The organism is Bradyrhizobium sp. SZCCHNS3002, assembly GCF_032377435.1.
Taxonomy (GTDB): Bacteria; Pseudomonadota; Alphaproteobacteria; order Rhizobiales; family Xanthobacteraceae; genus Bradyrhizobium.
Map to the genome: position 1 here is coordinate 37,102 of NZ_JAUHHY010000005.1, position 18,607 is coordinate 55,708.

At 66.3% G+C, this 18,607-nt stretch carries 14 protein-coding genes; 7 read left to right on the forward strand and 7 right to left on the reverse strand.

Annotated features, from left to right (window positions below; all coding sequences use genetic code 11):
• Nucleotides 1-476 precede the first annotated feature (476 nt).
• Nucleotides 477-1,466, forward strand: coding sequence for a hypothetical protein (locus tag QW845_RS12060; protein ID WP_315801813.1), 990 nt, complete (start codon nt 477-479; stop codon nt 1,464-1,466).
• 187 nt (nt 1,467-1,653) lie between these two features.
• On the opposite strand, the gene QW845_RS12065 is transcribed toward QW845_RS12060, so the two are convergent.
• Both QW845_RS12065 and QW845_RS12070 read right to left on the reverse strand, forming a co-directional pair.
• On the reverse strand, nt 1,654-2,418 hold the full coding sequence (locus QW845_RS12065) for an alpha/beta hydrolase (protein WP_315801814.1): 765 nt from the start codon (nt 2,416-2,418) through the stop codon (nt 1,654-1,656).
• Nucleotides 2,419-2,581: 163 nt separating this feature from the next.
• Entirely contained in the window at nt 2,582-3,061 is a 480-nt protein-coding gene (locus tag QW845_RS12070; RefSeq protein ID WP_315801815.1) for an Hsp20 family protein, read from the reverse strand.
• Between the two features lie 194 nt (nt 3,062-3,255).
• Here QW845_RS12070 and QW845_RS12075 point away from each other — a divergent pair, with 194 nt between their 5' ends.
• Nucleotides 3,256-4,203, forward strand: a complete 948-nt coding sequence (locus QW845_RS12075) for an alpha/beta hydrolase (protein ID WP_315801816.1) — start codon at nt 3,256-3,258, stop codon at nt 4,201-4,203.
• An 81-nt stretch (nt 4,204-4,284) separates the two neighbouring features.
• Nucleotides 4,285-5,133, forward strand: a complete 849-nt coding sequence (locus tag QW845_RS12080) for a tetratricopeptide repeat protein (protein WP_315801817.1) — start codon at nt 4,285-4,287, stop codon at nt 5,131-5,133.
• Here the strand turns inward: QW845_RS12080 and QW845_RS12085 are convergent.
• From QW845_RS12085 to QW845_RS12095, 3 genes are all read right to left on the reverse strand, one after another.
• The gene (locus tag QW845_RS12085; RefSeq protein WP_315801818.1) at nt 5,123-5,833 is read right to left on the reverse strand and encodes a hypothetical protein; all 711 of its coding nucleotides are present in this window, start codon (nt 5,831-5,833) and stop codon (nt 5,123-5,125) included. The two genes, QW845_RS12080 and QW845_RS12085, sit on opposite strands and share 11 nt — an antisense overlap.
• 89 nt (nt 5,834-5,922) lie before the next feature.
• Nucleotides 5,923-7,485 carry a TadE/TadG family type IV pilus assembly protein gene (locus tag QW845_RS12090; RefSeq protein WP_315801819.1) on the reverse strand — a complete coding sequence of 521 codons (1,563 nt, stop codon included), beginning with the start codon at nt 7,483-7,485 and terminating at the stop codon, nt 5,923-5,925.
• A gap of 360 nt (nt 7,486-7,845) precedes the next feature.
• Nucleotides 7,846-9,048, reverse strand: a complete 1,203-nt coding sequence (locus QW845_RS12095) for an ABC transporter substrate-binding protein (protein ID WP_315801820.1) — start codon at nt 9,046-9,048, stop codon at nt 7,846-7,848.
• Nucleotides 9,049-9,195: 147 nt separating this feature from the next.
• Between QW845_RS12095 and QW845_RS12100 the strand changes: the two genes are divergently transcribed.
• Both QW845_RS12100 and QW845_RS12105 read left to right on the forward strand, forming a co-directional pair.
• Entirely contained in the window at nt 9,196-9,870 is a 675-nt protein-coding gene (locus tag QW845_RS12100) for a GntR family transcriptional regulator (RefSeq protein WP_315801821.1), read from the forward strand.
• 465 nt (nt 9,871-10,335) lie between these two features.
• Complete coding sequence (locus QW845_RS12105; RefSeq protein WP_315801822.1) at nt 10,336-10,485, forward strand: hypothetical protein; 150 nt, start codon at nt 10,336-10,338, stop codon at nt 10,483-10,485.
• A 105-nt stretch (nt 10,486-10,590) separates the two neighbouring features.
• Here the strand turns inward: QW845_RS12105 and QW845_RS12110 are convergent, their stop codons facing one another.
• On the reverse strand, nt 10,591-11,490 hold the full coding sequence (locus tag QW845_RS12110; protein ID WP_315801823.1) for a LysR family transcriptional regulator: 900 nt from the start codon (nt 11,488-11,490) through the stop codon (nt 10,591-10,593).
• A 113-nt stretch (nt 11,491-11,603) separates the two neighbouring features.
• Here QW845_RS12110 and QW845_RS12115 point away from each other — a divergent pair, with 113 nt between their 5' ends.
• Both QW845_RS12115 and QW845_RS12120 read left to right on the forward strand, forming a co-directional pair.
• Nucleotides 11,604-13,193 carry an NADH-quinone oxidoreductase subunit L gene (locus QW845_RS12115; protein ID WP_315801824.1) on the forward strand — a complete coding sequence of 530 codons (1,590 nt, stop codon included), beginning with the start codon at nt 11,604-11,606 and terminating at the stop codon, nt 13,191-13,193.
• A 13-nt stretch (nt 13,194-13,206) separates the two neighbouring features.
• Nucleotides 13,207-15,735, forward strand: coding sequence for a DUF2309 domain-containing protein (locus tag QW845_RS12120; protein ID WP_315801825.1), 2,529 nt, complete (start codon nt 13,207-13,209; stop codon nt 15,733-15,735).
• Nucleotides 15,736-15,781: 46 nt separating this feature from the next.
• Here QW845_RS12120 and QW845_RS12125 read toward each other — a convergent pair whose 3' ends face one another.
• On the reverse strand, nt 15,782-18,586 hold the full coding sequence (locus tag QW845_RS12125; protein WP_315801826.1) for a di-heme-cytochrome C peroxidase: 2,805 nt from the start codon (nt 18,584-18,586) through the stop codon (nt 15,782-15,784).
• Between the last annotated feature and the right edge of the window lie 21 nt (nt 18,587-18,607).

Below are 18,607 nucleotides of genomic sequence, written 5' to 3' on the forward strand. Positions count from 1 at the left end.
GCGCGGCCCCTCTCCGGAGCCAACGCTCGTCCTTTTTCAGCGAGCCGCATTTGCAGAATTCAGGCCAGCCGCCGGGGGACCATGTCCCCGCTGGACGACCGCGGCCTGTTCATGTCGCAGCGCCCTCAGGCGCCGTAACATCATTGCAAAGTCTCGGTCACCTTTGCAACGAAATTTTAGACAGCATTTCTGTCCTAAACCGCAAGATGCCAAACTTTAACCTATCACACAAGCACTGCGGAGTCCTCGAGTTCGGGCGCCGCAACACGCTCATTCCCCGGCAAATCTTCCGTTTCTGCCGCTGACCGAACGATCCGGCCGGGCCGGCGATCACGCGCCGCGCTCGATTTTGAAACCTAACGCCCCGATCCCGCCCCTTCGCCGACCCAGGACCGCCGGAATCGCGGCAGAACTTCCGCCGCACTTGAGAAGAAGCGAACAGCTTCACGTGCGGGGGCATGCAGGAGCTTTGAACCATGAAGTTGCTAGTTGGAGTCGTCTCAGCCGCGCTGGTCGCGACGTTCGCCGCCGCGCAGGCCGAGCCGCTGCCACCGTCCGGCCTCCACGGGCCGTATACGGCAGTCTCCGATTTCGATGCGCCTTATTCGGACTTGCCGCCGCCGGCCGTCGTGCCTGCGCCACCGCCGCGTTACGGCTACCGGCCGGGCCCTGACTACGGCTACCGCGACGAGCGCTATGTGCCGCCGGCGCCGGTCTACCGTCAGGACAATTACAGAGAGGGCTATCAGCAGGACTATGGCTATGCGCCCGCGTTCCTGCCGGTGCATGAGGTCTATGCCATTCTGCGCGACAACGGTTTCTCGCCGCTCGGCGCGCCGCGCCAGCGCGGCAATGTCTGGATCGTGGCGGTGCTCGATCGCCAGGGCGAGGACGGCAAGCTCGTCGTCGATGCCCGCTCCGGCCGCATCATCCGCTTCGTGCCGGCGTTCCAATGGGGCGAGGAGTACGAGCGGATGCGCTATGAGCCCGCCCCGCGCGGTGGCCTCGACCGCCTGCCGCCGCCGAGCGTGATCCGGGCCGATCCGCGCCTGGTGCCGCCGATGCCGGCTGCGCCGCGCGTTGCCACCGCGGCGCCGATCCAGCCGAAAGTGCCGACGCCTGCCGCGCGGCCGAGTGCACCGGCACCGCAGACCGCAGCGCTCAATCCGAAACCGGCGGACGCACCCAAGGCCCTTCCGCCCAAGCCCGCGGACATCAAGCCGGCCGAGGCCAAGGCTTCGGACGCCAACACCTCTGACGCCAACACCTCTGACGCGAAGCCTTCAGACGCCAAGGCTTCAGAGGCCAAGGCTTCAGACGCAAAACCCTCTGAGCCGAAGCCCGTGCAATCGGCCGCGGCTACGGCCACGCCGCAGACGACTGGCTCCGTCGCGGCGCCCGCGGCGAAGCCGGTGCCCCAGATCCTGCCGACGGCAAAGATGCCGGCTGTACAGGGGTTGGAATAGAGGCAGTCAGACGGTCTGCCCGGCCGCTTGCCACCCCCAACGCCGTCATCGCCCGGCTCGACCGGGCGATCCAGTCAACACCGGCATCTCGGTCATTCACGACCGCCGCCGCGGACTGGATGCCCGCTTTCGCGGGCATGACAGGTCGTTTGGAGCAGCCGATGAGACCCCAGCACCATCGGTCGCACTACTCGTGCTGACCGGCGGCCTTCAGGATCAGATCAGCGATCTCCTTCGGATGCGACACCAGCGACAGGTGTCCGGCGTCGAGCTCGATCGTGGTTGCCTTCATGCGGTGGGCCAGGAAGCGCTCGAAATCCGGATCGATGGTCTTGTCCTGCTTCGACACTGCATAGAATGACGGCTTGTCGTGCCACGCCGCCTGGGTGGTGCGGTTGCCGAAGATCGTCGCCGCGGTCGGCCACTGCACCGCATAGAGCTCCTTCGCCGTCGTCGCATCGACACCATTGGCGAAGTCCTTCAGGAAGGCGTCCTCGTTGAGCTTGGTCTCGCCGTCATGGTCGACGATGCCGGCGCGTGCCGGCGGTGTCGGATATTGCCCGGCGAGCTTGACGAAATCCTCGCCCGCATCGGGGGCGCGGGCGGCGACATAGACCAGCGCGCTGACCTTCGGATCGGTGCCGACCTCGCTCACGACCGTGCCGCCCCAGGAATGGCCGACCAGCACGGCTGGCCCATCCTGCTCGGCCAGGGCGCGGCGGGTGGCGGCCGCGGAGTCCGCCAGCGAGGTCAGCGGGTTCTGCACGGCCGTGACCTTGAGGTCGGCCGCCTGCAGATAGGGGATGACCTTGGCCCAGCTCGAGCCGTCGGCCCAGGCGCCGTGCACCAGCACGACGTTGTGGACCTTGGGCGGCGGCGCGGGCTGCGCCAGAGCAGGGCCGGCCAATGCCGTCAGGGCGGCGACGAAAGTGAGGGTGCAAACGACGTTCATCGTTGAGGCTCCAGTGGCTCGGGTGAGTGAGGTCATCACTGGCGTCTTCGCTGGCCGGGTGCAGGCGTTACCGCCCGTCACGATCGTTTGACTGCACTGCAGCAACGCACAAAAAAACGCCCCGGCTGCCCGGGGCGTTCGCATTCTCAAGTCTGAGTGCCGGTTAAGCGGCGGCCTTCTCGGCCGATCCCTCGATCACCGGCTGCTCGGAGCCTTGCGCGCCGGTCGAGATCGGAATCGAGCGGGGCTTCTTCGCTTCCGGAATCTCGCGTACGAGGTCGACGTGGAGCAGGCCGTTTTCGAGGCTGGCGTTCTTCACCACCACGTGGTCGGCGAGCTGGAACGAGCGCTCGAACGCCCGGGCGGCGATGCCGCGATACAGCACCTCAGCCTTCTTGCCGTTCTCATTGGCGGCCTTCTCGCCCTTGATCGTCAGCGTGTTTTCCTTCGCGACGAGGGAGAGCTCATCCTTGCCAAAGCCGGAGACGGCGACGGTGATGCGGTAGGCGTTCTCACCGGTGCGCTCGATATTGTAGGGCGGATAGCCGGGGGTGGGCTCGGCGGTGGCCTGATCGAGCATCGAGAACAGACGGTCGAAACCGACGGTGGAACGATAGAAGGGGGTGAGGTCGTAGGTACGCATGGTCAAAGTCCTCCATTGAGCGACTATTGGGCAAACCCGCCCGCCATCGGGCCGGGCCGTCGTGCAGCCATCAGAGGCCTGCACGATCTCGATGTAGGGCAGGCGTTTCGACGTTCAAGGGCGTTCGGGACCTGCTCTTTTTGCCGTTCCACCCCTTGATTCCCACTGCCTTTCACCTATTCGATGGGCGCCTCATGACGCTCGTCTCGATTCCCGCCAATCCCGTTCCCGAAAACGTCACTGCCGGCACCATCAAGACCCCTGATGGCGCCGAGCTGCGTTTTGCGCGCTGGGCGCCGCCGGCCGGGCGCAAGGGTACGGTGTGCGTGTTCACCGGCCGCAGCGAGATGATCGAGAAGTATTTCGAGACGGTGCGCGATCTGCGCGATCGCGGCTTTGCGGTCGCCATCATCGACTGGCGCGGCCAGGGCCATTCGTCGCGGCGCCTGCGCGATTCCCGCAAGGGCTATGTGCGCTCGTTCTCCGACTACGAGACCGACGTGGAGACCTTCGTCACGCAAGTCGTGCTGCCGGACTGTCCGCCGCCTTATTTCGCGCTGGCGCATTCGATGGGCGGCACGGTGCTGCTGCGGCTCGCGCATGCCGGCAAGCGCTGGTTCGATCGCATCGTGCTGTCGGCGCCGATGATCGACCTTCCGGGCAGCCGCACAGCGCTGCCGGCGCGGCTGTTGCTGCGGGCAATGCGCATCGCCGGGCAGGGCGGCCGCTACGTGCCGGGCGGCAACGACGAGATCAGCGGACTGGCGCCATTCGTCAACAATCCGCTGACCTCCGATCCGGTCCGCTATGCCCGCAACGCCGCGATCCTCGAAGAAGATCCGACGCTCGGCATCGCCTCGCCCACGGTCGCCTGGGCCGACGCCGCGTTCTCCGCGATGATGACCTTCCGCGGCATGAGCTATCCGTCGCAGATCCGCCAGCCGATCCTGATGCTGGCGGCCTCCAGCGACACCGTGGTGTCGACGGCTGCGATCGAGGAGTTCGCCTATCATCTGCGCGCCGGCTCGCATCTCGTGATCGCCGGCGCCAAGCACGAGATCCTGCAGGAGCAGGACCGCTACCGCTCGCAGTTCTGGGCCGCGTTCGATGCCTTCGTGCCGGGCACCCCGCTGTTCGGCTGAGCCGTCGCGCCCGTTTGCTGGACACCCCTGGGCGGGCGGGCTAGCTAGACTCGACGTCCTCCTCGGAGCTTGGCGGCAGACGTGAGTGAACGGCGGAAAAATCAGCAGGCGCAGGCGCTGCAGGAGGCGATCCACGCGCTGCGTGCGCGGCAGTTCGCCCGCGCCGAGCAGATCGCCGCCTCGATCCTGCGCACGGCCAGGACCGACCGTGCCGCGCTGCTCGTTCATGCCCATGCGCTGCTGGGCCAGCACCGCGCAAACGAGGCGATCGTGCCGCTGGAGAAGGCGGTGCTCCGCGGCAGCGATCCGGAACTCGAGACGCTGCTCGGCGCCGCCTTGTGCGAGGCACGACGCGCCGCCGACGGCATCGCGCAGCTGCGCAAGACCGCGGCGCGGCGGCCGCCGTTTCTGCCGGCGTTCCAGGAGCTGGCGGGGCGGCTTGCCAAGTCGGGGCAGCTCGGTGAAGCCATCGCCGTGATCGAGGAGGCGCTGACGCTGTCACCCGGCAGCGTCGACCTCCAGCTCGATCTCGGACGCCTCTCTCTTCAGGCCAATGACCGCGTTCGTGCCCACACGAACCTGCTGGCGGCGCGCGAGGCCGCGCCGGGACGGCCCGACATCCTGATCGAGCTCGCCTGGGTGCAGTTCCTCGACGGCGACTATGCCGAGGCCGCCGACACCTACCGCCATGCGCTCGGTCTGCGGCCCGACGACACCCAGACCCGCGCCAATCTCGCGATGTGTCTGGCCGAGATGGGGGATCGCGATGGCGCCCAGGCTGCGCTGCGCACGGTGGTGCGCGGCCGGCCGCATCTGCTGACCCGCGCCGCCTACACGCTCGCGGTCACCTCGCACGGCCGCTTCTTCTTCCGTCCGAGCGGCGCCGCCAGATTCCTGCAGATCGACGGCGCTGCGACAGCTAAGCCCTGAACCGCTTGCGATAGACGCCGGTCTCGCGCTTCAGCGCATCGCGCACCTCGTGGATCTCGGCGATCTCCTCTTCGGTGAAGGCCGAGGTCTGCATCGCCCATGCCTGCCGCTTCACCGGAATGCATTGCGCGACCGGCGTACCCCTCGGGATCACGCCGCGGAACGCCGTGTCATGCCAGTGCGCCGGGAAGTGCACGAACGAGCCATGAAAGCGGTCGCTGTCGACCAGCCCGGTCACGGTGGTGAAGGGCAGGTCGAAGCGGTTGAGCGGATGCGTGAACAGCAATGCCCAGCCCTGCGGTGCCTCGATGGTCCAGAGATTGTGAAACTTGAGCAGGAAGCGGTCGGCCTCGAACAGCGGCGAGCCCGTGACCTGCGCGACGTCGTGGAAGCTGATCGGTGAGCGCGGAAAATCGATCGCACCGCCCGGCGGCAGCTCGTTGTCCCAGCTGATGCCGCCATCCTCGACAGTGAGATCGCAGATCAGCGGAATGAGGAAGCCGGTCGTCATCGCGTCGATGAAGGGCGGGCAGCGCTTGACGGTCTGCTCCTCGGCCTGGTTGAGCGCGCTGAACGCGGTGGCCGGCATCGTCTTGACCCAGTCGGGAACGCCCATCGGCGCCGGCACCGGCTGCGGAATGAGGCCTTCGAGCTCCCTCGGACAGCGGAATTTCAGCGTGAGCGGTTCAGTCTCGGACATCGGCGCCGCGGCTCTCCTGGGGATGACGGCAGATGTCTACGCCTTCGCCGCCGAAAGTCCAACCGGCCGAGCCTGGGCCTGGCGATGCTCTATCTCGTCAGATGCGCCTCGGACACCGCATGATTGAACATCGCGTTCAGCGCCGACGTGATGTCGGCGGGCGTGTTCGCCGTATAGAAGAATCCGGGCGAGGCGCAGGCCTTCAGGCTCGGCGGAATCGAAGGAATGTTGCTGTTGGCATAGTCGTCTTCGTCACCGGCGAAGGATGCGTTCACCGGATTGATCACCTGGTAGGGTATGTAGAGCACGGAAATGATGATGCCGCGGTTCTTCAGCGGTGTGCAGGAGGTGTTCGGATCGATCACGGTGGCATGGTTGCTGCCTGACCATGAGCCATTGGGGACGCCCTTGACCTGCGGGTCCTGTGCGCCGTCGGTGACCAGGAATACGTAGGGCAGGGTGTTGGTCGAAGCGCTGCCGTTGCCGACACTGACGATCAGGTTGTTGACGCTGGAGAGGGCCGTGTCGATGTGCGTGCCGCCCGAGCCCAGAGATGCGTTGGTGTTGGTGTCGAGCAGGGTCGCGAGGTTGGCGGCTGCATAGTTGATGGTGGTCGAATCCGACGTCGAGCCGTTGATGCTGCTGGTGAGCGGGAAGTAGGAATAGAGATAGCGAATGAAGGGATAGAGACCGATCCGGAACTGGTTGCTGACCTTCTTGGTGTTGTTCGCAGTGACGAACAGCTGGTTCACGGCATAGCCCACCGCATCCAGCCGCAGCTGGATGCAAGAATCCGTCCCGTCGGTCGGACAGTTCGCAACGGTCGCCAGGTTCTTGTACAGCGAGTTCGGCAGGCCGGACACGATCGACGACGGCAGTTGAACGCCCTTGGGATTGTTCTTGTTGGTGGTCAGCAGGCTCTTGTAGCCGCTCTGGCTGACGCGCGAGATCGCATAGCCCAGGCAATAGTTGTTGGTAGGATATCCCTGGGTCCCCGTATCGGTGCACGCGCTGTTCTGCGGCGAGAAGTGGCACGCCAGCGTGCACCCCGTGGGGTATTGCCGGTAGTTGTCCGGGCTGATCGCCTGCATGCGCTGCGCTTCGGCCGATGTCGACGGCAGGCCCATCGAGCCGGAGACGTCCAGCGTCAAGTAGAAGTCGAGATAGAGCGGCAGGGTGACGGAGGAGGACGATTGGCCGCTGACCGTCAGATTCTGATAGCCGATCACCGTCAGGAACGTGGCCGGCACGTTGGCGGTGAATTGCACCTGCGACGTCAGTGTGGACCCGCTCTTGGTGACGGTGCTGGTCTCAGACGTCAATGTGTAGCCTTGAAAGGTAGAGGCGTTGCCCTTGAAGATGTTGTCCGCCTCGGAGACCCCGGCGGTAACGGTTCCGTCCGACGTCATCGCCATCGCCGCTGCATAGCCTGCCGAGTTGACCGAGATCGAGGCGATGCTCGCGGCATCGGCCGCAGACTGGAGCCTGATCTTCATGCGCATGGCCATGGAGTAGTCGGTCGCGCATCCGATCGCCGTGAGAATCGGCAACAGCGCCAGCGCGAATGTGACCGCGATATTGGCCTTGCTGTCGCGGGAGAAGCGCGCGATGGCGGCGATCGCCCGGCTCGCTGGTCGGCTGATATCCGTCATGCTCTTCCTCAAAAGATCCCGTTGGGGCGGTGAGGACCTGTATTCTTTTCCTTGTTGGCGCTTCCCTGCGGCGATCATCTCCGCGACTGCTTCAAGGAGACCTGCAGTGAGAACCGGGCACGAGCTCCGCCCGCTCCCCGGTCGTGAGCAGAGGGGGACGCCGTCGCGCGCGGGACCACATGTGGATGTATGCGGACGCCGATTGCGAATTCGGTTGACCTGCGACGAAACATCGCAGGCGACTGTTGCGATTTTGTTTACGTGGCGAGAGAGAGGCGCCGTCCTCCAATACCGTGCCAGCCCATGCATGCACCTGTCGTCAGCGCGGAGCCGCGCCGACGATCCACGGAGCAGCCGCCGCTACTTGGTCGACAGCACCTCGCCGAACCGCTCCCACTGCTTGCCGGTGAAGCGCATGAACTGCACCTGCTCGACCGGGAGGTGGTCGCTCTCGCTGGTGCTGACCTTGATGCCCGGCAGCAGCATCGGCAGCTCCAGATCCTTGATCGACAGCGCTTGCCGCAAAATGTTCTCGCGCGACAGATCGTTGCCGGCGGCCTTCAGCACGTGCTCCAGCACCATGCCGTTGTTGTAGCCGTTGACGTAGTTGGAATCGCGGATGTCGCCGTCCGGCACGTATTTCGCCATGTAGTCGCGCCAGCCCTTGACGCCGGCATCGTCCGCCCAGGCCGGATCCAGAGGATCCTTGACATAGGCCGTCGAGATGATGCCTTTGCCGGCTTCGAGGCCCGCGGGCTCCATCACTGACGACATCCACACCGAGACGTTGGTCAGGAACGTCAGCGGGCGCCAGTTGATCTCATGGATCTTGCGGATCGCCTGCGCGGCGAATTTCGGCGTCGCAGCGATGATCAGCGCATCGGCGCCGGTCGATTTCAGCTTCACGATCTGCGAGTCGATGGTCGGATCGGTCGACTCGTAGCTTGCGACGGTCACCGCGCTGTCGAAGCGCTCGCCGAGCACGTCCTTCAGCCCGGCGAGATAGTCGCGGCCAAAATCGTCATTCTGCGCGAGAATGGCAAAGGTCGCATCCGGCTTCTTCTGCAGAGCGTAGCGCGCATACATCCGAGCCTCGTTGCGGAACGGCGCCATCACCCCCATCAAGGCCAGCGGAAATTGCTGGGGATCACCGAACTTCGAGGCGCCCGAGGCCACGAACAGCTGCGGCACCTTCTTGCCCTGGAGATACTTGGCGATCGCAGTGTTGTGCGCGGTGCCCATGGTCGAGAAGATGAACGACACCTCGTCGCTCTCGACCAGCCGTCGCGTCTGCTCCACGGTCTTGGGCGGCACGTAGCCGTCGTCCAGCGAGATCAGGTTGACCTTGCGGCCGTTAATGCCGCCGCGGTCGTTGACCATCTTGAAATAGGCCACCTCGCCTTTGCCGAGGATGCCGAAGGCGGACACGGGCCCGCTGTAGGGCATGGTCTGTCCAATGCGGATCTCGCCGGCGGTGATGCCCGGCTGATCCTCCGCCCGCACGGGCGCGGCGAGGACGGACGCGACGACGAACAATCCTGCCGCTGCGATGGCGCTTCGCATGGATACCTCCCTGGTGGCCGCGCTGCCGGCGGCGTTTTAGCGGTCAGCATAGGCGGAGGTTGGGGGGCTGCGCAATTAAAATATATTTTTTAATAAAAATGTACTTTCTGGCTTTGCTAGTGTGAATTGTCCTGCGAAAGTGAGTCGATGTCCGGCAGCGCCACCCAGACCGTCTACGAGCAGTTGCGTGCCAGCCTGCTCGCCGGCCTCTATCGTCCGGAGGAGAAGCTGAAGATCAGCGAACTCGGATCAGCCTTCTCGGTCAGCACGGGGGCGATCCGCGAGGCGTTGGCGCGGCTCACGGCGGAAGGGCTGGTGACGGCGACGCCGCAGCGCGGTTTCCGCGTGGCGCCGGTCTCGGTGGCCGATCTGCGCGATCTGACCGACATGCGCGTCGAGATCGAGACCAAGTGCCTGCGCCGCGCCATCGCCAACGGTGATCTCGCCTGGGAGACCACGGTCGTTGCCGCGCATCACCGTCTAGCCGCGACGCCGATCGCGGCTCATGACGGAAGCTTCTCGCCGGCCTGGATGCTGGCGCATGCCGATTTCCATGCCGCGTTGGCCCAGGCCTGTGGCAGCGCCTGGATGATGCGGGTGCGTGATCTCCTGTTTGCACACAACGAGCGCTATCTCGATCTCGCCTGCAAGACCGATCGTGGCAAGCGCGATGCCGCGCGTGAGCATCGCGAACTGATGGAGGCGGCGCTGGCGCGGGACACCGAGCGTGCTGTGATGCTCATGACGGCGCATCTCGACAAGACCCGGGACACGATCGAGGCGGCGCTGCTCGCAGCGACGGCGATGAACGAGGCGAAGTAGGACCCTATCAGGACGCAGACGGCGAACGTCTTCGACGCGATCCGTCCCGAACCGGATGTCACCAGCCGAATGAATGAGGGTAGCCTGACGGCTGCGGCCACGTCATTCGGGGGGCGATGTACTTCCGCTGAGAAGCGTCGAACTAAGCGCGCCGCGCGTAGATGCGATCGCTCGGCGCGACGCGAACCACCATGCCTCGAGCGCGGTCGTAGTCCACCCTTGTCGTCGACATCATCCGTCAAGCGCGAGCTGTTAAGAAAGTTCAACCTTTTCGAGCGCCGACGCTTCCCTCGTCCCGCTGCATTTGTGAAATCCGCCGTCAGTGTTAATCGGGCTTCATGCCGGGCTTGCTGTGCATTCAAGGATGCATTCACCACGCGCCGATCTCTCCAAGTTTGGAAACGTCCCGGTAACGCGCCGTCCCGCTAGTGGCGTCCACTAACGACATTCCTGGAGGAGACATTGATGATTATGAACATTGCGCGGAAGCTGGTTGGTCCCCATGCGCTCAATTCCGGCTTCGGTCTGGTGACCATGTTCTCATTGACCGGCGTGGTCGCTTCACTCGTGCTGGTCCAGCACGGGGTGAATGTCAGCCCGCCCGCGATGTTCTGATCGAACCGCTGCCGACCCGGCCCCAGTCGGTAGTTGGTCCGCAGGACTCACCCGTCCCGAGGTGGGCTGCCTGCAACCTCTCTCGAGACAAGCTGTCACCGACAGTCATTCGGGCCGTGAACCGGTCTTCCTGGCGCGCGATCCGATCAGCTCGGCGACGAGCGGATTGGCGTAGCGGCGCTGCTGGCTCACGGCAAAGAACTGCTCCTTCAGCGCACTCAGCCGCGCGCGCTCGACGAGCGTGCCGGAGCGCAGCTCGTCGATCACGACGATCGACGGCACCAATGTGACGGTGCCGCTCTCGCGGGCCATCAGGCGCAGCATCGCCATGTCGTCGACCTCGGCGGCGATGATCGGGCGGATCCCGCCCGATCCGACTAGCGCATCGAAGGCCGAGCGCAGCGCGCTGCCTCGGCCGGGCAGGATCACGGGCGTCGTCGCGAGATCCTGCGGAAAGCGGAATCGCGCGGGCCTGGTCGGCTTGCGGCCGACGAGGCTGACGCGCTGTTCGTCGATCAGTGTGTTCTCGAAACTGCTGCGCATGTCCGGCGCTGCCGGATGGTTGGCGAGCACGAGGTCGAGCTTGTGGGAATCGAGCTGCTCCAGGAGCTCGGCGAACTGGCCGGTGCGGATGATCAGCTCAACGTCGACCCGCGCGATCAGCGGCTTCAGGAAGGCGATCTGGAAGTTGCGCGACAGGTTCGCCGCGGCGCCGACCCGCAGCAACTGTCGTCCCGGCCGTAGGCCCGACAGCGTCTCGATCAGCTCATGGCCGGACTTGAACACGCTGCCGGCATAGTCGAGCGCGATGCGCCCGGCCTCGGTGAGCTGCAGAGTGCGGCCGGTGCGCTCGAACAGCTTCTGCCCGAGCTGCGCCTCCAGCGCCTTGATCTGTACCGAGAGAGAGGAGGGCGAGACGTTGAGCCGCTGCGCGGCGCGGCTCATGCTGCCTTCGCTGGCGATGACCCAGAAATAGCGCAGGTGATGGTAGTTCAGGTGCGGCATGGCATCGTTCTATATTTTATAACGATCAGGTTCAATCATTGAAATTTTAAGAAGCATCGTGGGCCGGTAAAGCAGGGGGCAGCCGTCTCATTTGATCAACCTGTCGAGCCGTCATGAACCCGCTCATTCCCTGCCTCGCGGCGCTTGCGCCGCTCACGCTGTGTGTCGCCGCACTTGTGGGCATCCACGCCAGCGCCCGTGACGTTGCTCGCCGCGCGATCCTCGCCGCGGCGATCGCCTTCGGCATCGCGACGGTCGCGAGCCTCGCTGCGGCCGTCGTCGGGGCAGGGCGGACGCCGCTGCTTGGCGGATACGACCTCGGGCTGTCGCTTCAGCTCGACGCGCTCGGCGCCATCCTCTCGGTTCTCGTCAGCTTCATCGGCATGGTCGTGGTGCGCTACAGCCGCAACTATCTCGACGGCGATCCAGGTCAGGTCCGGTTCACGCGCTGGCTGCTGCTGACCCTCGCCGCGGTGCTGACACTGCTGATCGCGGGCAATCTGGTGCTTCTGCTCGCCGCCTGGGTCGCGACGAGCCTTTCGCTCGGCAAGCTGCTGTTGTTCTACGAGACCCGGCCGGCTGCGATCCGCGCCTCGCGCAAGAAGTTCGTCGCGAGCCGGCTCGGCGACGCCTGCCTCGCACTCGCTGCGCTGCTGCTCTACATCCGGTTCGGCACGCTGGAGATTGCCGGCCTCGTCGCCCACGCCCGGGCGGGCGAGGGGGTTGGCTCGGCGATCGTCACGATTGCAGCGCTCCTGATCGTCGCGACCGCCATGCTGAAATCCGCCCAGCTGCCGCTGCATGGCTGGCTGATCGAGGTGATGGAGACGCCGACGCCGGTGTCGGCGCTGCTGCATGCCGGCATCATCAATGCCGGCGGCTTCCTGGTGCTCAGGCTCAGCGACGTGCTGCTGCTGGCCACGCCCGCGCTCGACGTCCTCGCGATCGTCGGCGGCGCCACCGCGCTGTTCGGCTCGCTGGTGATGCTGACGCAGACCTCGGTGAAGGTGCAACTGGCCTATTCGACGGTGGCGCAGATGGGCTTCATGCTGCTGCAATGCGGGCTCGGCGCCTTCTCCGCGGCGCTGCTGCACATCGTGGCGCACTCGCTCTACAAGGCGCATGCCTTCCTGTCCTCGGGCAGCATCATCGATCTTGCCCGGGCGTCCTGGACACCGAGCCCCGGCGGCCAGCCGCACGCGGCACGGCTGATCCTGGCGCTGGTCGCCGTGATCGGGCTCGCGCTGCTCACCGGGTTCGCCTTCGGCATGACCTTGCGCACCAACCCGGCGCAGATCGCACTCGGCTCGGTGCTGCTGATGGGGCTCGTTCACCTGATGGCCAACGCCATCGACGAGCGGCCGAACGCCTTCGTCGTCGCTCGCGCCGCGGTCACCGCGGCCGGTGTCGCGATCGTCTACTTCGCGCTGCAGGCCGCGATGGCCTGGCTGGTCGGGGGCAGCATCCCGGCTGCACGGCCGGTCGACGGCATCGTGCCGATGCTGATCGCGGCCGCCGTCGTCGTGTCGTTCGCGGCCGTCACCGTGTTCCAGAACCAGATGATGCGCCGCGCCGACGCGCCGTTCTGGATCGCGGCCTACGTCCACCTGCGCAACGGCCTCTATCTCAACACGCTCGCCAACCGTCTCGTGCTGACCTTAGGGCCGAGGCATTCGACCGCACGTCTCCCGTCCAACCAGTGATCCGAGATCTCCGATGACCCAGGCCGCCCTCGCCATGTCCATGGCCGATCCGCTCGACACCCCCGCCGATGCCGGGCTCATGGCCCGCATCGACAGCGCCTGTCAGCGGGTCGCGCCGCTGTGGCCGCTGAAGCACTTCGTCGCGGTCAATCCGTTCCTCGGCTTCACCGGCCAAAGCTTCGCGGCGACCGCCGCCACCTTCGAGCGCGTGGTGCGCACGCGCATGCTGATGCCGCGGGCGTATTACCGGCAGGCGCTCGATGACGGCCGGATCGACGATGCCGCGCTGACGCAGGCTCTCATGTCGCATCCATCCATGGGCCTCGACGTCGAACAGCTCAAGAGCAAGGCTCTTGCCGAGGCCGCGCAGTCGTCGCCGCCCGCCGTGGTCGCGACCGTCGCCGAGGTGCTCGACCGGCTCGCCGAGGGCGACCGCTACGTCTCGCTTGTCGCCTTCATGATCGACGAGATCTCGGCCTTCTGCGCCACCTATTTCGACGAGGGGCAGGCGAGCTGGCCGAGCCCAGTGCGCAAGCTCAAGCCCTACGCGGCCTGGCGCAAATTCGCGGCCTACGATCGCAATCCCGAGGCGATGGGCCTTGCGGGATTCCGCAAAGCTGTCGCCGAGCTGCCGGCGGATCCGGTGCAGGCGATCGGCCTGATCGTCGACCGGCTGGGAATCCCGGATCGCGCCGTCGAGGACTATCTGGTGCGGGCGCTGTTCGATCTCGGCGGCTGGTCGGCCTATGCGCGCTATATCGGCTGGAACGCGCAGCTCGATGGCCGGCGGGACGATACGCTGCTGGAGCTCCTGACGATCCGGCTCGCCTGGGGCTTTGCGCTGTTCCAGGCCCGGACCGATGAGGCGTTCAAGGCGGCCTGGGCGCAGGCGATGGCCGAGGCCTCCCGGCTGCCGGCCGATCATCGCCTCGAGGAGACGCCAGAGCTCGCGATCGATCTCGTCCTTCACGAGGCCTATGAGATCGCATTTCGGGAGAAGCTTGTCGCGCGGCTCGCCGCGCACGGCGCGCATGGCTCGATCACGCAGCTGCCGGCCCGGCCGCTGGTCCAGGCCGCGTTCTGCATCGACGTGCGCTCGGAGATCTTCCGCCGCGCGCTGGAGACCGCCTATCCGGAAGCCGAGACCATCGGCTTCGCCGGTTTCTTCGGCTTCCCGATCGAATACGTGCCGATTGGCCACACCAGAGGCGGCGCGCAATGCCCGGTGCTGCTGAAGCCCGCCTTCATCGTCTGCGAGGCCGTCAAGGGCGCCGACGATGTCGAGGAGGCCGAGGTGCTCGGCCTGCGGCTGCTGCGGCGGCGCGCGGCCAAGGCATGGAAGTCGTTCAAGGTCTCGGCCGTGTCGTCGTTCTCCTTCGTGGAGGCTGCGGGCCTCGGCTTCGCCGCCAAGATCGCGACCGATAGCGCCGGCGTCACACGGCCGGTGCCGTCGCCGGTCGTAGATGGTCTCGATCCGGAGGTCGCCTCGCGGGTGATGCCGCAACTGACGCCCGGCGAACTCGGCGGGCGCGTGACCGGCTTCGACGACGTGCAGCGCGTCGCGATGGCGGAGGCGGTGCTGAAGGCGATGTCGCTGACCGGGCCGTTCGCGCGGCTCGTGCTACTGGCCGGCCACGGCAGCACGACGGTCAACAATCCGCACGCCTCCGGGCTCGATTGCGGCGCCTGCGGCGGTCATACGGGCGAAGCCAACGCGCGTGTCGCGGCAGCCGTGCTCAACGACCGGCGCGTCCGCGAGGGCCTCCGTGCCAAGGACATCGACATTCCCGCCGACTGCTGGTTCATCGGCGCGCTGCACGACACCACCACCGATGCGGTCACGCTGTTCGATGAGGACGACGTTCCGGCGGCGCTCGCGCAGGACCTCGCGCGGCTGAGGGCGCGGCTGACCGAGGCCGGACGGCTGGCGCGGCTCGAGCGCAGCGCGCTGCTCGGCATCCGCGACGCCTCGGATGTCGACGAGGCCGTCGTCGCGCGCACCCGCGACTGGTCGCAGGTGCGGCCGGAATGGGGGCTCGCCGGCAACGCCGCCTTCATCGCCGCGCCGCGCAGCTTCACCCGCGGGCTTGACCTCGGCGGCCGCGTCTTCCTGCACTCCTACGAGGCGGGGCGCGACGAGGGACATCGGACGCTCGAACTGATCATGACGGCGCCGATGGTGGTCGCGAGCTGGATCAATCTGCAGTACTACGGCTCGACCGTGAACAATGCCGCCTTCGGCAGCGGCAACAAGGTGCTGCACAACATCGTCGGGCAACTCGGCGTGCTCGAGGGCAATGCCGGCGATCTCCGGGTCGGACTGCCCTGGCAGTCGGTGCATGACGGCACCCGCTTCATCCACGAGCCGGTTCGCCTGAACGTGTTCATCGCCGCGCCGGAGAGTGCGATGGACGAGATCATGCAACGCCACCAGGGCGTCCGCGATCTCGTCGCCAACGGCTGGGTGATGCTGCATTCGCTGAGCGAGCAGGGCACGACCATCCGGCGGTGCCTACGCCCCGGTCTCTGGAGAGCGGCATGACGCGCTGGCGCGCCTCGCCGTCGGCAAGGCGCGCCGCTTCACATCCTCACAACGTCTTCAGATATTCGATGAGGTCCCAGCGCTCGTCCTCCGAGAAGGCACCGCCGATGATGCCGTTCGGATAATCCTTGTTGGGCTTGGTCGGGCCTTCGAAGGAATGACCGAGCGTGCTGTTGCCCTTGATCGGCTTGCCGTTGGAATCATTGGCCATGAACAGCGTCTGTCCGACCTTGCACGCGCTCTCGCCGCCCTTCGGCACGGCGAAGCCGACCGGCTTCGGGTCATAGTCGCGCGCGCCCTGGCAGAACGACGTCGGCCGCTCGGCAGCCGGCGTCAGCAGCCAGTACAGCGACGGCACTGAGCCGTTGTGTAGATAGGGCGCGGTCGCCCAGACGCCGTTGAGCGGGCGGGCGCGATAGCTCTTGCCGGCCGGGTTGGGGCAGTTCCTGCGATCGCCCCACAATGCGGCCCGCTCTGCCTCGGAGAGCTTGCGGTCTTCCATCCATTTGTCACTGGCCTTCTGCACGACGGCCATCAGCGCCAGCGCATAGGGCATGTCCGTGGTCGAGTCCTGCGGCAGGTTGCAGCCCTTCAGGTCCTTGGCCGGATCGACCTCGAGGAAGCCTGCCACCCTGACCTTGCGGTTGGCGAGAATGCTCGCCTGTCCAGGGTCGGTCTGCATCGCGTCGACCGGCTTCTGCACGAGGTCGAGGATCGGGCCCTTGGCATTCCAGCCCTTGCTCTCCCAGTCATCGGCCGGCTTGATCTTCCAGAAGCTCTTGTCCGGATAGGTCTTGTCGAACACGGTGTCGGCGACCGGGCCGAGATGGCACTCGACGCAGATCGTTGCATAGAGCTTCCGGCCGCGTTCGACGCGGGCCGGATCGATCTTCCAGGCGTCGTCGCCGGCGAACAGCTTCTCCGGCCATTTCGGCGAGGTCAGCCCGCCGAAGGCGGGCGTCGTGGTTGCGAACGGATCGGGACCGCGCAGCATGTTCTCGATGTAGAGCAGGTTCTCGATCGCCATAGACGAGCGCCACAGCTTGTCCCGTGCGGTCTCCGGCGAGAGGTTGATCTGTGCAAACACGCCGAGCGCCTCGCCGGCATTGCGGATCAAGGGCTGCGCGATCGAGCCGTCATACTGCGCCCAGGAGAACCACGGCACCGTCCAGATGGGCGGATACGACACCGGCGCGTCGATGGCCTCCTGGTTGCCGAGCATGTTCGGCAGGCCGCTCACGGCCATGTCGAGATAGAACACCTGGTTGCCGATGCGGTTGAGTGCATCGAGCCTGCCGAAGCCTTCCTCGGTCTCGATCTGCTTCTTGGCCTTGATCGTGTCCTTGTAGTTCTTGGCCTGCATGTTGAGCGCGAAGGAGGTCGCGTCCTTCAGCCCCTTCTTCAGGGCGTCGCGATCGGCATCGGTTGCATTGGGCCCAAGCACGCGATCGGCAAAGCGCGAGAAGCGTCCGGGCACGTATTGCGTGAAGATCATCGCAAAACCCATGGCTTCTTCCAGCTTGCGCAGGTCGACCATGCCGGGGCCGCCGTCGAAGCGCACGCTCACGCCTTTGTAGTGAATGCTGCCGGCGTGGCAGGCCGCGCAGGTGAGGCCGATCTTGTCGGATTGCGGCGCACCGGTGGTGGGATCGGCAGCGCCAGTGAGCCGCGCGAAGCCGACCGGCAGGCCGCCTTCATTGCCGGCCGGGGTCGGCTTGAGGCCGGCGGGCAGCGGCGCGGCGGGTTCGGTCTTGGCAGCCGTGGCGGCGTAGCCGAACGGCCGGAGGACGCTTGGGTCGCCGTCGACGCTCTTCGGGCTCGGGATGAAGCCGAAACGTTCGAGATAGGCGCTGTCGGAGATCAGGCCGGGCGTGCCGAACGGCGTCAGATAAGGCTGCTCCATCGCCATGAACCAGGCGTAGGGAATCGGGAAGGTCGCGGTGCCCTGCGTCACGTGGTGAAACCAGTGCCGGTCCTGCGTGCTCCAGCCCTGGTCGAGCCAGTAGGCCGCCTTGGTCGGCTCGGTCTCGGGCAGCGCGGGCGGCACCAGGGCCGCGGCATCGGACGGCAGGATGGAGCGTAGCTTGTCGCTCACCGCGTCCGGCGCGGCCACCCAGAGCAGCAGCAGCGCCAGCGCCGCGGCGACCGCGCCGCCGACGAGCGCCTTGCCGATGCGCCAGACGATGTTCGCGGGCTTGGGTTTGGCCATCAGCCGCGCGGCGATACGCTGCGGCAGGCGACGCTCGACGAACAGCGTGCGGACCTCGGCGACCGAGAGATAGCGGCCATCGCCGTCGCCCTTGCCGAGGATGTTCAGCAGCACCGGCCATTCGCCCTGCATCAGGATCGGGAAGTACCAGCGTGCCTGGTCGCCGTCGCGCGTCAGATTGGCCTTCATGAAGGTCTGGATCTGGGCCGCGTTGAGGCCGCGCTCGGTGCCCCCGTTGGGATCGGGATAGTCGCTGCCAAAGCTTGCGAAGCGGTCGATCTCCTCGGGATGGACCTTGGCCTCGGCGTCGAGGATGCGCGAGCCGCCGCCATGCTTGTCGAGCGGACCGTTGCGCAACTGGTCGAGATCGGCGCCGGACCACAGGCTCTTCAGGAGCCGCAGCGGCGACAGGCCGTTCGCGATCAGCGCCACGCCGAAGGTCTCGATGCCGACGAGCCGCTTCTTGAAGCCGGTCTCGCCGCTTGCCGCCTCGACCCGGTCGCCGATGGTCTTCAGCGGGACGCTGTGGCCGTCGACGAAGCCGCCGGCGACGAGCGCGCGCAGGAAGGGGCACGGGTTGTCGGACGAGACCGGAAGCTGTCCGGGCAGGGCGTCACGGGCGCGGGCGCTGTCTTCTTGCATCGAAGAACATCCTTGGAAAGC